The sequence below is a fragment of the Sphingomonas sp. CFBP 8765 genome (assembly GCF_014841445.1).
Lineage (GTDB): Bacteria > Pseudomonadota > Alphaproteobacteria > Sphingomonadales > Sphingomonadaceae > Sphingomonas > Sphingomonas aerolata.
Genome location: NZ_JACYTY010000002.1, coordinates 415,378 through 429,655, shown reverse-complemented (window position 1 = coordinate 429,655; position 14,278 = coordinate 415,378). Strand labels below are relative to the sequence as shown.

At 66.5% G+C, this 14,278-nt stretch carries 18 protein-coding genes; 11 read left to right on the top strand and 7 right to left on the bottom strand.

Annotation, left to right across the window (positions count from 1 at the left end; translation table 11 throughout):
- The first annotated feature begins 12 nt into the window (after positions 1 to 12).
- The 3 genes from IFT87_RS06550 to IFT87_RS06540 are packed head-to-tail and all read left to right on the top strand — an operon-like array spanning position 13 to position 2,824.
- Positions 13 to 789, top strand: coding sequence for a cytochrome b/b6 domain-containing protein (locus IFT87_RS06550; RefSeq protein WP_042466308.1), 777 nt, complete (start codon positions 13 to 15; stop codon positions 787 to 789).
- Positions 786 to 1,547, top strand: coding sequence for a molybdopterin-dependent oxidoreductase (locus IFT87_RS06545; RefSeq protein WP_159511931.1), 762 nt, complete (start codon positions 786 to 788; stop codon positions 1,545 to 1,547). The genes IFT87_RS06550 and IFT87_RS06545 overlap by 4 nt, the downstream gene beginning before the upstream one ends.
- A 50-nt stretch (positions 1,548 to 1,597) precedes the next feature.
- On the top strand, positions 1,598 to 2,824 hold the full coding sequence (locus IFT87_RS06540) for an SAM-dependent methyltransferase (RefSeq protein WP_037530326.1): 1,227 nt from the start codon (positions 1,598 to 1,600) through the stop codon (positions 2,822 to 2,824).
- A 150-nt stretch (positions 2,825 to 2,974) separates the two neighbouring features.
- Here the strand turns inward: IFT87_RS06540 and IFT87_RS20850 are convergent, their stop codons facing one another.
- Positions 2,975 to 3,364, bottom strand: coding sequence for an EF-hand domain-containing protein (locus IFT87_RS20850; protein ID WP_031396586.1), 390 nt, complete (start codon positions 3,362 to 3,364; stop codon positions 2,975 to 2,977).
- Positions 3,365 to 3,513: 149 nt separating this feature from the next.
- Between IFT87_RS20850 and IFT87_RS06530 the strand changes: the two genes are divergently transcribed.
- Both IFT87_RS06530 and IFT87_RS06525 read left to right on the top strand, forming a co-directional pair.
- Complete coding sequence (locus IFT87_RS06530; protein ID WP_342211135.1) at positions 3,514 to 4,761, top strand: argininosuccinate synthase; 1,248 nt, start codon at positions 3,514 to 3,516, stop codon at positions 4,759 to 4,761.
- Between the two features lie 119 nt (positions 4,762 to 4,880).
- A complete protein-coding gene (locus IFT87_RS06525) occupies positions 4,881 to 6,473 on the top strand; it encodes a hypothetical protein (protein ID WP_192007908.1) in 1,593 nt (530 codons plus the stop codon).
- Here the strand turns inward: IFT87_RS06525 and IFT87_RS06520 are convergent.
- Genes IFT87_RS06520 through IFT87_RS06505 form a run of 4 tightly spaced genes read right to left on the bottom strand, consistent with a single transcriptional unit; the run spans position 6,436 to position 9,019 of the window.
- Complete coding sequence (locus IFT87_RS06520) at positions 6,436 to 7,581, bottom strand: GNAT family N-acetyltransferase (RefSeq protein ID WP_192007907.1); 1,146 nt, start codon at positions 7,579 to 7,581, stop codon at positions 6,436 to 6,438. The two genes, IFT87_RS06525 and IFT87_RS06520, sit on opposite strands and share 38 nt — an antisense overlap.
- Positions 7,582 to 7,613: 32 nt before the next feature.
- Positions 7,614 to 8,081, bottom strand: coding sequence for a RidA family protein (locus tag IFT87_RS06515; RefSeq protein WP_031396590.1), 468 nt, complete (start codon positions 8,079 to 8,081; stop codon positions 7,614 to 7,616).
- Between the two features lie 33 nt (positions 8,082 to 8,114).
- Positions 8,115 to 8,741, bottom strand: coding sequence for an HAD family hydrolase (locus IFT87_RS06510; RefSeq protein ID WP_192007905.1), 627 nt, complete (start codon positions 8,739 to 8,741; stop codon positions 8,115 to 8,117).
- Complete coding sequence (locus IFT87_RS06505; RefSeq protein WP_037530319.1) at positions 8,738 to 9,019, bottom strand: DUF3572 domain-containing protein; 282 nt, start codon at positions 9,017 to 9,019, stop codon at positions 8,738 to 8,740. The genes IFT87_RS06510 and IFT87_RS06505 overlap by 4 nt, the downstream gene beginning before the upstream one ends.
- Positions 9,020 to 9,058: 39 nt before the next feature.
- On the opposite strand from IFT87_RS06505, the gene IFT87_RS06500 reads away from it, so the two are divergent.
- A complete protein-coding gene (locus IFT87_RS06500; RefSeq protein WP_037530317.1) occupies positions 9,059 to 9,421 on the top strand; it encodes a response regulator in 363 nt (120 codons plus the stop codon).
- Between the two features lie 107 nt (positions 9,422 to 9,528).
- Here IFT87_RS06500 and rpmG read toward each other — a convergent pair whose 3' ends face one another.
- Positions 9,529 to 9,696 carry a 50S ribosomal protein L33 gene (gene rpmG, locus IFT87_RS06495; protein WP_017977469.1) on the bottom strand — a complete coding sequence of 56 codons (168 nt, stop codon included), beginning with the start codon at positions 9,694 to 9,696 and terminating at the stop codon, positions 9,529 to 9,531.
- Between the two features lie 205 nt (positions 9,697 to 9,901).
- Here rpmG and IFT87_RS06490 point away from each other — a divergent pair, with 205 nt between their 5' ends.
- The 5 genes from IFT87_RS06490 to IFT87_RS06470 all read left to right on the top strand — a co-directional run bounded on the left by IFT87_RS06490 (position 9,902) and on the right by IFT87_RS06470 (position 13,458).
- On the top strand, positions 9,902 to 10,243 hold the full coding sequence (locus IFT87_RS06490) for a hypothetical protein (RefSeq protein WP_042466204.1): 342 nt from the start codon (positions 9,902 to 9,904) through the stop codon (positions 10,241 to 10,243).
- A gap of 21 nt (positions 10,244 to 10,264) precedes the next feature.
- Positions 10,265 to 10,831, top strand: coding sequence for a TMEM165/GDT1 family protein (locus IFT87_RS06485; RefSeq protein ID WP_192007904.1), 567 nt, complete (start codon positions 10,265 to 10,267; stop codon positions 10,829 to 10,831).
- 106 nt (positions 10,832 to 10,937) lie between these two features.
- On the top strand, positions 10,938 to 11,435 hold the full coding sequence (locus tag IFT87_RS06480; protein WP_031438858.1) for a Dps family protein: 498 nt from the start codon (positions 10,938 to 10,940) through the stop codon (positions 11,433 to 11,435).
- A gap of 74 nt (positions 11,436 to 11,509) precedes the next feature.
- Positions 11,510 to 11,695, top strand: a complete 186-nt coding sequence (locus IFT87_RS06475) for a DUF1328 domain-containing protein (protein ID WP_031395540.1) — start codon at positions 11,510 to 11,512, stop codon at positions 11,693 to 11,695.
- 152 nt (positions 11,696 to 11,847) lie between these two features.
- Positions 11,848 to 13,458 carry a cisplatin damage response ATP-dependent DNA ligase gene (locus IFT87_RS06470; RefSeq protein WP_037529944.1) on the top strand — a complete coding sequence of 537 codons (1,611 nt, stop codon included), beginning with the start codon at positions 11,848 to 11,850 and terminating at the stop codon, positions 13,456 to 13,458.
- On the opposite strand, the gene IFT87_RS06465 is transcribed toward IFT87_RS06470, so the two are convergent.
- Positions 13,455 to 14,276, bottom strand: a complete 822-nt coding sequence (locus IFT87_RS06465; protein ID WP_192007902.1) for a glutaminyl-peptide cyclotransferase — start codon at positions 14,274 to 14,276, stop codon at positions 13,455 to 13,457. The two genes, IFT87_RS06470 and IFT87_RS06465, sit on opposite strands and share 4 nt — an antisense overlap.
- Positions 14,277 to 14,278 lie beyond the last annotated feature (2 nt).

The following is a 14,278-nucleotide window of genomic DNA, read 5'->3' as shown; positions in this document are numbered from 1 at the left end:
CGAAGGCCAAGCATGAACGATCCCGCCCGCCCTATCGCCACCGCCCCTGTCACCGTCATCAAACGCCACCGGATCGCGACGCGGCTGTGGCACTGGATCACCGCGGTGGCGATGTTCATCATGATCGGCAGCGGGATCGGCATCTTGAAGGCGCATCCGCGATTCTACTGGGGGCGCTATGGTGCGAACTTCGATCAGGCGTGGACGACGCTCGACCAGTGGCCGGGCTGGGTGGTGACGCTGATCAACCTGCTGACGATCCCCGCGAGCTACAACCTCGCCATCTCGCGACGCTGGCACCTGTTCTTCGCGCTGGTGCTGTCGTTCGCGCTGCTCGGCTTCATGATCGTCAGCCTGTTCAACCGGCATTTCCAGCGCGACCTTCGCGTCCGGGCGGGCGAGCTTGCGCCGCGCGAGGTGGCGCATGACGTGCGCGAGCATCTGGCGCTGCGCTTTCACGATCCGAAGCGACCGGCCGCGTACAACATCCTACAGAAGCTGTCCTATGTCGCGACGATCTTCATCCTGTTGCCGGTGATGATCCTCACCGGGCTGGCGATGTCGCCGGCGATGGATGCCGCCTGGCCATGGCTGCTCGACATCTTCGGCGGGCGGCAGTCGGCGCGGTCGATCCACTTCATCGCGATGGTCGCGCTCGTGCTGTTCATCATCGTCCACCTCGCGCTCGTGATCCTGGCGGGCGCGTGGAACGAGGTGCGATCGATGATCACCGGACGCTTTACCGTTCCGGGGCACGTCCCCGCGCATACCGGGGAGGACGCCGCATGAGCACCATCATCACCCGCCGCTCGCTGGTCGCGGGCGCGGCGGTCGGCGCCGGCGCGTTGCTCACCGGGTGCGACAAGATCATCCAGCATCCCGAGGCGCGCAAGATCCTGTTCATGGGCGAGGAGATGCAGCGCGGGCTGCAACGTGCGCTGACCGACCGCAACGCGCTCGTCCCCGAATTCAGTGCGGCACAGATGTCGCCGATCTTCCGGTCGAACGGCACGCGCAACCCCGGCACCCCGGCCTATACCGAGATGCTGGTGAACAACTTCGCGGACTATCGGTTGCGCGTCGGCGGGCTGGTCGACCGGCCGCTGTCGCTCTCGCTGCCGCAGCTCCGCCAGATGCCCGCGCGCGCGCAGATCACGCGGCACGACTGTGTCGAGGGCTGGTCGGCGATCGCCAAGTGGCAGGGCCCGAAGCTTGCCACGCTGTTGCAGGCTGCGGGAATCCGCGACACCGCGCGCTACATCGTCTTCACCTGCGCCGACCTGTACCGGGGCACGCCCTATTACGAGTCGATCGACCTGATCGACGCATTCCACCCACAGACGATCCTCGCCTGGGCGTTAAATGATCAGATTCTCGACGTCGCGCACGGCGCCCCCGTCCGGCTGCGCGTCGAACGTCAGCTTGGCTACAAACATGCCAAATATATCATGGCGATAGACGCCGTCGCCAGCCTGGCCGGGATCGGCAAGGGCAAGGGCGGCTATTGGGAAGATAACGTGGATTATGATTGGTATGCGGGAATCTGACGCCGCCCGGGGGGTGGCGCATTTCCGTACCAGTCATTAGCTAACGCGACATGGCCCTATTCGATCGCTTTCTCGCCCGGCAGGTAAAAACCGGCGAACTCACGCTGATCCACGCGGACGGTACCACCAAGCAGTTCGGCACGCCCGACCCTGCCTACACCCCCGTCACGATCCGCCTCACCGCCCCCGGTGTCGCGGGCGCGATCGTCCGCCACCCGGCGCTGGGCGCGGCGGAAGCGTTCATGGACGGCCGCCTGGTGATCGAGCGCGGCGACATTCGTGACCTCGTCACCCTGCTCAAGGGCAACAGCCCGTGGGAGCGCGGTGGCGGGCTCAACCCCTCGCTGCCGATCAAGCTGCTCGACAAGGTCGTCCACCGCGTCGACCGGGTGAACATGGCACGCCGGTCGAAGAAGAACGTCGCGCATCATTACGACCTGTCCGACCGGCTCTACGACCTGTTCCTCGACGCCGATCGCCAATATTCGTGCGCGTACTTCACCGATGCCGGCAACAGCCTCGAACAGGCGCAGGACGACAAGAAGGCGCATATCGCCGCCAAGCTCGCGATCCAGCCCGGCATGCGCGTGCTCGACATCGGTTGCGGCTGGGGCGGCATGGCGCTGTACCTGCACGCCAAGACCGGGGCCCAGGTCCTGGGCGTCACGCTGAGCGAGGAACAGCTGAAGGTCGCGCGGCGCCGCGCCGAGGAGGCCGGCGTCGCGGACAAGGTGAAGTTCGAGCTGATCGACTATCGCGCGCTGACGGGCACGTTCGACCGGATCGTGTCGGTCGGCATGTTCGAGCATGTCGGCCCGCCGCAGTACAAGACGTTCTTCCGCAAGTGCCGCGACCTGCTGAGCGCAGACGGGGTGATGCTGCTCCACACGATCGGCCGCATGGGCGGGCCCGGCGTGACCGACACCTTCACGACCAAATATATCTTCCCCGGCGGCTACAACCCCGCGCTTTCGGAGATCGTCCGCGGCTATGAGGGGCTGAAGTTCTTCCCGACCGATATCGAGGTGCTGCGCGTCCATTACGCGCTGACGATCGACCATTGGTACGACCGGACGGTGGCGGCGAAGGACGCGATCGTCGCGTTGTATGACGAGCGCTTCTACCGGATGTGGACCTTCTACCTTGCGGGTGCGGCGGCGGCGTTCCGGACCGGGGGGATGGTCAATTACCAGATCCAGCTGTCGAAGAGCCGGATGACCCTGCCGCTGACACGCGATTACATGATCGAGGGCGAACGGGCGTTGCGCGCGGGGTGATTTCCCGCCGCTTGGCGCAGGGTAAGATCCGTACGTTCGTCATTCCCGCGAAGGCGGGAATCCAGACTGGCAGGCTCCGGTGATGGAACCGAAAGGCCAGCCTGTCTGGATCCCCGCCTCCGCGGGGATGACGATACTATAAGGGTGGCCTCAGCGGCTGCCCTGCATCTGCGATTTCGCGGCCGACCGCTCGTCGCCGCCGATCTTGCCGTCCTTGTTCGCGTCATATTTCGCAAAGGTCGCGGCGAGCAGTGCCTGGGCCTCGGGCTGCGTGACCTTCCCGTCCTTGTTGGTGTCGGCGCTGCTGAACCACAGTTCGGCGAGCCGCTTGGCGTGGACCGGATCCGGGCGCCCCGGCCCGACCTTCATCTGGCTGATCCCCGCCTGGACCTCGGCGCGCGTCAGGACGCCGTCCTTGTTGGTATCGCGCGCGGCGAACTCGGCCTTGAACTTGGCGGAAACGGAGGCGCGGGTCTCCTGCGCCAGCGCGGGCGTCGCGAGGCCGGCGAGGACGAACAGGGTAAGCGTTTGACGTAGCACGGTCGGTACACTCCAAATGATCTGGGGGCGCACGTAGCGCGGGTTGGTTGTACGCGCCATGAATGCGGCGGGTTGCATGCTCCGGTTGCATGCAGGGCGTCCAGCGCATAGGGGCGCGGGCATTGGATATTGCCCAAAGGATCTTGCCCGTGACCGATCAGATCAACCGCGCCGCCGGCGACGCCGGCATCAATCGGGTCGTCCTCGCCTATTCGGGCGGCCTCGACACCAGCGTGATCCTGAAATGGCTCCAGCAGACCTACAACTGCGAAGTCGTCACCTTCACCGCCGATCTGGGCCAGGGCGAGGAACTCGAGCCCGCACGCGCCAAGGCCGAGATGATGGGCGTCAAGCCCGAGCACATCTTCGTCGACGATCTGCGCGAGGAATTCGTGCGCGATTACGTGTTCCCGATGATGCGGTCGAACGCGCTGTACGAGGGGCTGTACCTGCTCGGCACGTCGATCGCGCGGCCGCTGATCGCCAAGCGCCAGATCGAGATCGCCCGGATGGTCGGCGCCGACGCGGTCAGCCACGGCGCGACCGGCAAGGGCAACGACCAGGTCCGCTTCGAGCTCGGCTATTATGCGCTGTCGCCCGACATCAAGGTGATCGCACCGTGGCGCGAGTGGGATCTCACCAGCCGCACCAAGCTGATCGAATTCGCCGAACAGCACCAGATCCCGGTCAGCAAGGACAAGCGCGGCGAGTCGCCCTTCTCGACCGATGCGAACATGCTGCACACCTCGTCCGAGGGTAAGGTTCTCGAAGATCCGTGGGACGAGGTCCCCGACTATGTCTATTCGCGCACGGTGAACCCCGAGGACGCACCCGACGTGCCCGAGTACATCACGATCGATTTCGAGCGTGGCGACGGCGTCGCGATCAACGGCGAGGGGATGAGCCCGGCGACCTTGCTGTCGACGCTCAACGACTATGGCCGCCGTCACGGCATCGGCCGTCTCGACCTGGTCGAGAACCGCTTCGTCGGGATGAAGAGCCGCGGCATGTACGAGACGCCGGGCGGCACGATCTATCACCTCGCGCATCGCGGTATCGAGCAGCTGACGCTCGATCGCGGCGCGGCGCATCTGAAGGACGAGCTCGCGCCGCGCTACGCCGAGCTGCTGTACAACGGCTTCTGGTTCTCGCCCGAGCGCGAGATGCTGCAGGCAGCGATCGATCACAGCCAGGAGAAGGTGTCGGGCACCGTCCGGCTGAAGCTCTATAAGGGCGGCGTGTATGTGGTTGGCCGCAAGTCGCCCAACTCGCTCTATTCGGAAAAGGTCGTGACGTTCGAGGACGATCAGGGCGCCTATGACCAGCGCGACGCGGCGGGCTTCATCAAGCTGAACGCGCTGCGCCTGCGCCTGCTGGGCCGCCGCGACCAAGTGTGAGCGATACCGGCTCCCGTCCCCCGACGCTCGGGGGCCGGGAGCCCTGGCGGTGTATTCCGTCGCAATGCGGCGCGGTCGGCGCTTGTCGAATGCCCCCCTGCGGCGCTAGGCGTCGAGGGATGGCGCGGGGGACAACAACGGAACTTCACTGGTGGCAGACGCGCACGTTCGTCGCGTGCGTCGCGCTGGCATCGATCATCCCGCTGCTGTGGCCGGAGGTGCCGCCGCTGGTCGATCTGCCCGGGCATATGGGGCGCTACCGCGTCCAGCTCGCGATCGGCGACAATCCTTGGCTCAGCCAATGGTATGATTTCCGCTGGCAGCTGATCGGCAATCTCGGCATCGACCTGTTGATCGTGCCGCTCGCGCCGATCTTCGGGTTGCAGCTCGCCGTGAAGCTGATCGTCATGGCGATACCCGCGCTCACCGTCACCGGACTGCTGTGGATCGCGCGCGAGGTGCATGGCCGGATCCCGGCGACCGCGCTGTTCGCGCTGCCGCTCGCCTATAGCTATCCGTTCCAGTTCGGCTTCGTGAACTTCGCGCTGGCGATGGCGCTCGCGCTCAACATGTTCGCGCTGTGGCTCCGCCTCGGGCGGCTTGAGCGGCTGCGGCTGCGCACGATCCTGTTCGTGCCCGGATCCTGCCTGCTCTGGCTGTGCCATACCTTCGGTTGGGGCGTGCTGGGCGTGCTCGCCTTCTCCGCAGAGCTGATCCGCCAGCACGACATCCGCAAGACCGGGGTGCGCGGCGAAGGCGCCGTCAAGGGCTGGATCGGCGCGTGCATCCGCGCCGGGCTCAGCTGTATCCCGCTGGCGCTGCCGATGGTGATGATGGTGCTATGGCGGTCAGGCGACCACGTCACGGGCAAGACGCAGGACTGGTTCAACTGGCGCTGGAAGATGAACTGGATCACGATGGTCCTGCGCGATCGCTGGATGGCGTTCGACATCGCGTCGGTCACCGTGCTGTTCGTGATCCTGTTCCGCGGTGTGCGCGACCAGACGATCGAATATTCGCGCAACCTCGCGCTGTCCGCGCTGTTCCTGGCTTTGGTCTATATCCTGTTGCCGCGGATCGTGTTCGGCTCGGCCTATGCCGACATGCGCCTCGCGCCGTTCATGCTGGCGTTCGCGATCATCGCGCTGCGCCCGCGCAACCGCCTGTCGCTGCGCGGTGCCGCGACGCTGGCGGTGCTGGGGTTCAGCTTCTTCGCGGTCCGGCTGGCGGGCACCACGATCAGCTTCCTGATCTATGACCGCAGCTACGACCAGGCGATCGCCGCGATCGACACCGTGCCCGAGCGCGCACGCGTGGTTTCGTTCGTCGGGCGGCGCTGTCGCGACGACTGGGCCTATTCGCGGCTCGAGCATGTCCCGGCGCTGCTGCTCGAGCGGCGGCTGGCCTTCACCAACGACCAGTGGTCGATGGCGGGCGGACAGTTGATGACGACGCGCTATCCGATCGCGCGCGGCTTCGCGCATGATCCGTCCGAAATCGTTACGGATATCCGGTGTCGTGGCCAGTTCTGGCGGCCGATCGCTATGGCGCTAGAGCATTTCCCCCGCGAAGCGTTCGATTATGTGTGGCTGATCCACCCGCCGGCGTTCGACCCCGCGCTGATCCGCGACCTGACCCCGATCCGCCGCGACGGCACCAGCGTGCTGTACAAGGTCAACCGGTCGGCGGTTCCGCCCGCCGAAACGGAGTAAGCTCGCCGAGATACTCGCGGTCGGAGGCGACCGCCTCGCGTTCGCGGACGAGGTAATCGGCGATCGCGCGGCGGAAGCCCGGATCCGGGATGTAATGCGCGGAATAGGTCGCGACCGGCGCATAGCCGCGCGCGAGCTTGTGTTCGCCCTGTGCGCCCGCCTCGACCGTCGTCAGCCCGCGCGCGATCGCCGCATCGATCGCCTGGTAATAGCAGAGCTCGAAATGGAGGAACGGCACCTCCTCGGTCGCGCCCCAATAGCGGCCGTAGAGCGTGTCCGCACCGATCAGGTTGAGCGCCCCCGCGATCGGCACGCCGTCACGCTCGGCGAGGATCAGCAGCACCCGGTCGCCCATCGTCTGACCGATTCGATCGAAAAAGGCGCGCGTCAGATAGGGCTGGCCCCATTTGCGGCTGCCCGTGTCCTGGTAGAAGACCCAGAACGCGTCCCAGTGCGCGGGCGTGATCTCCGCGCCCGTCAGATGGCGGATCGTCAGCCCCTCGACCGCGGCGGCGCGCTCCTTGCGGATCGCCTTGCGTTTGCGGCTGGCGAGCGCGGCGAGGAAATCGTCGAAGCTCGCATAGCCCTCATTCGTCCAGTGGAACTGCGTGCCCTGACGGATCAGCCATCCGGCGGCCTCGAACAGCGCGACTTCGGCGGGAGCGATGAAGGTCGCATGCGCGGAGGACAGCCCGCTCTGGTCGGTCACCGCCTCGAGCGCGGCGATCAGCGCGGGCGCAACTGCCGGGTCGCGCAGGAGCAGGCGTGGGCCGGGCACCGGGCTGAACGGCGCGGCGATCTGTAATTTGGGGTAATACTGCCCCCCCGCCCGCTCCCACGCATCGGCCCAGCCCTGATCGAACACATATTCGCCCTGGCTGTGGCTCTTGGCATAGGCGGGCGCGATCCCGGCCGGCCTGCCGTCGTCGCCATCGACGACCACCGGCAGCGCCTGCCACCCCGATCGTCCACCGACGCTTTTCGAAGCCTCGAGCGCGGCGAGGAAGGCGTGGCCGACGAACGGGTTCGCGTCGCCGGCACAGGCGTCCCAGTCCTCCGCCGCGATCGAGGTAACGCCTTGGGCGATGCGGGCGGTAATGGCTGTCATGCGCTCCTAAAATAGGCGCGCAGGCGTCAGTCTCAAGCGGCCGAGACCTGGACGATCGCGTCGATCTCGACCGCGGCGCCCAGCGGCAGCACGGGAACGCCGACGGCCGAGCGGGCATGCTTGCCCGCTTCGCCGAACAGCTGGACCATCAGGTCGGACGCGCCGTTCGCGACCTTGGGCTGATCGGTGAAATCGCCATGCGAATTGACGAACACGCCGAGTTTCACGATCCGCTCGACGCGGCCGAGCGAGCCGAGCGCCGCCTTCATCTGCGCGACCAGCATCAGCGCGCAACGCTGCGCCGCGTCCTGCCCGTCCTCGAGCGACACGCCGTCGCCGAGGCGACCGGTGACGATCTGGCCATCCTTGAACGGCAGCTGGCCGGAGATGTGGAGCAGCCCGTTCGCCTCGACGGCGGGAACATAGGATGCGACGGGGGCGGCGGCCTGCGGCAGCGTCAGGCCAAGCTCTTCGAGCTTGCGGTCGATACGATCGGTCATGTGCGCGGTCTCACCACAGCCACGGGGGGCGGGTCAAGCGTCCGCGGGCACCCCGGCGGCGAACCGCGCGGCGATCCAGGCCTGCGCCTCGCGCCAGTCGTCGATCCGGGCATGCGCGGCGGGCGCCCTGGGCACCGCCCCCGCCAGCGTCGGCTCGGACACCATGTGCAGCCGGTGGACGCCCGGCGCATGCTGCGCGACCGATTCGTGATGTACCGCGAGGTCGTCGACGAAGACGGTGACGGGGTTGCCATATTCGGCGACCAGCCGCGCGACGGGGTCGCCCTTGCCGCCCTGGTTGCACTCGACGCGGTGGGCGATGTCGAACGCGGCGAGCTGCTCGATCCGCGGCAGGCGGCATTCGTCCTGCAAATTGGTCAGGATCACGATGTCCGCGATCTCGGCGAGCGACGCGAGCGCCTCGCGGGCATGCGGCACCAGCGTCTGGCGGTGCATCTCTGCGGGAAAGAACCCCCCGAGCAGCGCCCACATGTCCTCGCGCGTGGGCGCGGGCCCGCCGTCGCGGCGCGTCATGCTGTTGGCGAAATCGCCGTGCCCGATTTCGAAATCGATATCATGCGCCTCGTCGAGCCAGGTGCCGAAATGCTTGACCATGTGCAGCAGCACTTCGTCGCAATCGCTGATCAGCAGCGGCTTCATGCCTCGAACCCCGGATCGAGCGTCATCCGCGCGCGGACCAGCGCCTCGGGCCTGATGCCGAGCGTTTCGGCGCAGGCGACAAGATCGGGTTCATGCGATTCGAGGAAACCGAGTACCGCCGCGAGCACGGCGGGCTCCCCGGCCCGCGTGCGCAGGTCGGCAGGGTCGAGTCCGGTCACCGACAACAGGCGCATCGCTCGGTCCGGCTCGCTCAGCGTCCATACCAGGGCTTGCAGTGCCAGGGCCTCAGCGTCTTGATTTGTAACGGCGCCGCGCATTGCCTATTGTCATCCTTCTTGAAACGAATGGTGGCTCGCGTGGCAAAGAAGGTGCTCGTTGTCGAGGACAACGAACTCAACCTGAAACTATTCTGCGACCTTTTGCGGGCGCATGATTACCTTGCCGAACCTGTACGCGACGGGCGCGAGGCGGTGGTGCGGGCGCGCGAATTCGCCCCCGACCTGATCATCATGGACATCCAGATGCCACACGTCACCGGCTATGAGATCATCCTCGAGCTCAAGGCGGACGACGTGCTGCGCGCGATCCCGGTGATGGCGGTCACCGCCTATGCAGGCCGCGAGGACGAGGACCGGATCCGTGCCGCGGGCGCGGACGCCTATATCTCGAAGCCGATCAGCCTCGCCCGCTTCATGGAAGCGGTGCGCGCGTTCATCTGAACGAACAACGAGACCTGCCGCGCAGGAACGCCAAAGGCCGCGGGTATCGCTACCCGCGGCCTTGCGATCGCATCGTAAACGCGCGACGGCATCGCCGCCGCGTCGACTTACTTGATCTTGGCTTCCTTGAACTCGACATGCTTGCGCACGACGGGATCATACTTGCTGAACGAGAGCTTCTCGGTCTTCGTGCGGGGATTCTTCTTGGTGACGTAGAAGAAGCCGGTGTCCGCGGTGCTGACGAGCTTGATCTTGACGGTAGTCGGCTTGGCCATGAGCCCAATCCTTAAGGCTGAAAATGCTAGGGCGGCAGCACGCATGCCACCGCCCGATCTGTCGCGGCGCATGGCGCATGCTGCCGGCCAAGTCAACCATATCACCCCATATTCGCCCCGGAATCCCGCATCACAGGGTGTTTAACCCCATCTTTATCGGCATGGGCGCATGATGCATCCCATAAGAAAGACAGGAGGCGGGATCATGGGGCAGGTTGCCGAGCGAGTCGCGGAATTCCAGGATCTGGCGCTGGTAAAGGCCGAGCTTGCGGCCCGGATCGCCGCGATCGACGTCCGCGCGCCCTATACCCGTGCGACCGATCTCGCGCCCGATATCGACGCGATCCGCCTGATCGCGCATCGCAACGGCATGAACCCCGCGGTGACCGTCACGCACTTCATCGATTCGGCACTGTCGCGCGGCGAACATGGCGCGCTCGTCCATGGCTGGCTGATGACGCTCAGCGACGCGATCTACAGCGAGCGGCAGGACGTCCAGGCCTGCCATGTCTTCGCGGCCGCCTGTTCGGTCCGGCTCGCGGGATGACCCGCGCATGACGCGTTAGCGATGGACGCGCTGATGGCGGCGCTCGTCGCCGCCGCGCTGGCGCAGGTCGGCGATCGGACCGCGTGGCTCGCCGCGATCCTGTCCGATCGGTATCGCAAGCCGCGGCTGGTGATCCTCGCCGCGGCGGTCGCGTTGCTGCTCGCGGGCAGCCTGGCGGTCGCGGGCGGGATCGCGGTCGCGCCGCTGCTGACCCCCAATGCGCGACAGCTGATGCTGGCGCTGGCGCTGATCCTCCAGGGCGGCGGTGCGCTGCTGCCGGTCAAGGCGCCCGATCCGCTGCGCGGCTGGCGGACCGGCGCGATCGCCACCACGATGCTCGGGCTGTTCATCCTCGCGTTCGGCGACGGCATACAGTTCATCGTGGCCGCGCTTGCGCTCCGCAGTGCCGTACCGATGCTGGCCGCGGTAGGCGCGACGATCGGATCGCTGGTGGTGATCGTCCCCGCGGCGATGATGGGTGAAGCCGCGTGGCGCCGATGGCCGCTCGCCCGACTGCGCACCGGCATCGGGCTGATATTCGTGCTCCTGGGGGTCATTCTGGGCCTCAGCGCTGCGCGATTGATCTAGCGGGGCGATCACTCAGATGAGGAATGGCACATGCGCAGCGGGAGCATTTCGGCTATCGCTTCGTTGACGCAACGATCCACAGACATTCCCATGCATGGAGTTTTCGATGCCCGCCACCAACCCCGCACTCGACACGCCCACCGATCTCGTCAGCAACAGCACGAAGACGGTTGCCGAGGCGCTCAATGCCTCGCTCGCCGATTGCTATGCGTTGTATCTGAAGACCAAGAACTTCCACTGGCACATGTCGGGTCCGCATTTCCGTGACTATCATCTGTTGCTCGATGACCAGGCGGCACAGATCCTGGGCGTGACCGATGCGATCGCCGAGCGCGTCCGCAAGACGGGCAACACGACGCTGCGCTCGATCGGTGACATTTCGCGCCACCAGAGCATCCCGGACAATGACAAGGATTTCGTCGGACCGACCGAAATGCTCGCCGAGCTGCGCGAAGACAATCTGAAGCTCGTCGAACAGTTCCGGATCGTCAAGGACGCCGCGGACGAGGCCAAGGACAATGCCACCAGCGGCATCGTCGACGAATGGACCGACCAGGCCGAGGAACGCGCCTGGTTCCTGTTCGAAGCCAGCCGCAAGGCCTGAACCCGGGCGCCCGTCCCGCCCGTGTCGGAACCGACATGGGCGGGACGGGTTCTGTCAGGAACAGGAGAATGCCCATGTTGAAGCTCGCCATCACCTTCTTGATCATCGGCCTCGTGCTGGCCCTGCTCGGATTTGGCGGCGTCGGCGGGGCGTTTATCGGCATCGCCAAGGTGCTGTTCTTCATCGCGATCGCGCTGTTCGTCATTTTCCTGGTGCTCGGCCTGCTGGCCGGCAAGGGAATCAAGAACGCGATCGACTGACGCGACAAGATGGCATCGGCCCGCGCCGATGCCACGACGTCAATGCCACGACAGGGCCCTCGCCGGTAACGGCGGGGGCCTTTTTGATGTAGCGCCCGCAGCGACGTGGACGCCGGCCCGGAGCCGAGTGCCGGGCGGCGCGTTGTCGGATCATGCATGCTTTCGCCGCGCTCCTCGATGCCCTCACCTATACGCGGTCGCGCAATGCGAAGCTGAAGCTGATCGGCGATTATCTGCGCGTGACGCCCGACCCCGATCGTGGCTGGGCGATGGCGGCGCTGACCGGCGATCTCGATCTGCCGGGCGTCAAATCGGCGGTCATCCGCGGATTGATCGAGGACCGTATCGATCCCGTCCTCTTCCGGATGAGCCGCGATTATGTCGGCGATACCGCCGAGACCGTCGCCCTGCTGTGGCCAGAGCCCGAGCCCTTGGGACCGGATCCGGTGCCCGCCGAACCGCTGTCGATCTCGCAGGTGGTCGACCGGCTGATGACGCTGTCGCGCGCCGAGGCGCCGGCGGCGCTTGCCGCGATGCTAGATCGGTCGGATGCGGAGGAGCGCTTCGCACTGCTCAAGATGGCGACCGGCGGGCTGCGGATCGGCGTTTCGTCGCGGTTGGCGAAGACCGCGCTGGCGGATGCGTTCGGGCTCGACGTCGATGCGGTCGAGGAAGTCTGGCATGGCCTGGCAGCCCCCTATCCGACGCTGTTCGCCTGGGCGGAGGGGCATGGCGCGCAACCGACCCCCGCCAACGTCCCCGTCTTCCGTCCCTTCATGCTCGCCCATGGTCTGGAGGATCTGCGCGTCGACCTCGCCGACTATGCGGCGGAGTGGAAATGGGACGGGATCCGCGTGCAGATCGTCCATGTCGCGGGTGAAACGCGACTCTACAGCCGGACCGGCGACGACGTGACCGCGAGCTTCCCCGAAATCGCCGCCGCCTTCGTCACGCCGGGGACGGTCGATGGCGAATTGCTGGTCAAGGGCGAGCATCAGGGCGGCACGCTGGAGGAGGGCGGCGGCGCGGCGAGCTTCAACGCGCTGCAGCAGCGGCTGGGGCGCAAGACGGTGTCGGCGAAGATGCTGGCCGAGTATCCGGCCTTTGTCCGCCTCTATGACCTGTTGATCGATGGCGACGAGGATCTGCGCGCGCTGCCCTGGACCGAGCGACGCACGCGGCTCGAGGCGTTCGTGCCGCAGCTCGATGCCGAGCGGTTCGACCTGAGCCAGGTCATCGACGCCGTGGACTTCACCGCGCTCGAGGCGGTGCGCGCGGGTGCGCGCGACTCGGCGATCGAGGGCGTGATGCTCAAGCGCCGCGATTCGCCCTATGTCGGCGGTCGCCGCGTCGGGCTGTGGTATAAATGGAAGCGCGACCCGCTCACCGCGGATTGCGTGATGATGTACGCGCAGCGGGGCAGCGGCCGGCGGTCCTCTTATTATTCGGACTATACCTTTGGCTGCTGGACCGAGGAAGGCGAACTGCTGCCGGTCGGCAAGGCCTATTCGGGGATTACCGACGAGGAGCTCCGGATGCTCGATTCGTTCGTCCGCAAGAACACGCTCAACCGGTTCGGGCCGGTGCGCGAGGTCGCCAAGACGATGGTGCTCGAAATCGCGTTCGACGCGCTGCAGGAGTCGAAGCGGCACAAGTCGGGGATTGCGATGCGGTTTCCGCGGATCGCGCGGATCCGGACGGACAAGCCCGCGGCCGAGGCCGACCGGATCGACACGCTCCGCCGGATGATTCCCGCGCCCTAGCCGTTGATCCGGATCTCGAACAGGGTTGGCCAGAGCTTGCCGGTGACGAACAGCCGCTTCTTCGCGGCATCCCAGGCGATGCCGTTGAGCACCGCGTCGCGGTCGCGGGCGCCGATCTCGGCAACCAGCGGACGCAGGTCGATGATCGCGGTGACGCGACCGGTGCCGGGGGCGATGCGGACGAGATATCCCGTCTGCCAGACATTGGCGAGGATCGCACCGTCGACATATTCGAGTTCGTTGAGCTGCGTCAGCGGACGTCCGTCGATCGTCACGCCGATCCGGCGACGCTCGGCCAATGTCCTGGGATCGCGCAGGATCAACGACGCGCTGCCGTCGGACTGGATCAGGCCGTCCCTGTCGCTCGTCAGGCCCCAGCCCTCGCCCGCATAGCGGTTGGTGCCGGTCGGCTTGAGCGTGCGGGCGTCCCAGCGGTGCGCGATGCCGTCATGCCAGGTCAGACTGATCAGCTCGTTCTTCCACAGCCCGAGCCCCTCGCCGAACTGTGCCGGATCGATCCGGCGGCGCGCGACGATACGACCATCGAGAGTGACGCGGCGGACATCGGACTGCCCCTCCTTGCCTGTGCTCTCGTAGAGCGCGCCGTCGTGCCACAACAGGCCTTCGGTGAATGCCGTCGCATCGTGCGGATAGCGGGCCACGATGCTGACCGACAGGATCGGCACGGCTGGCGCGGGCGCAGGAGCGGCCAATGTGCGCGTGGCGGGCTGGGGCGCCGTTGCGCCCTGCGCCAGAACGGCAACGGCCGGCCCCGCAAGTGCGAGACCGGCCGCTATCAGGCTATGTCCGATCGTCATGC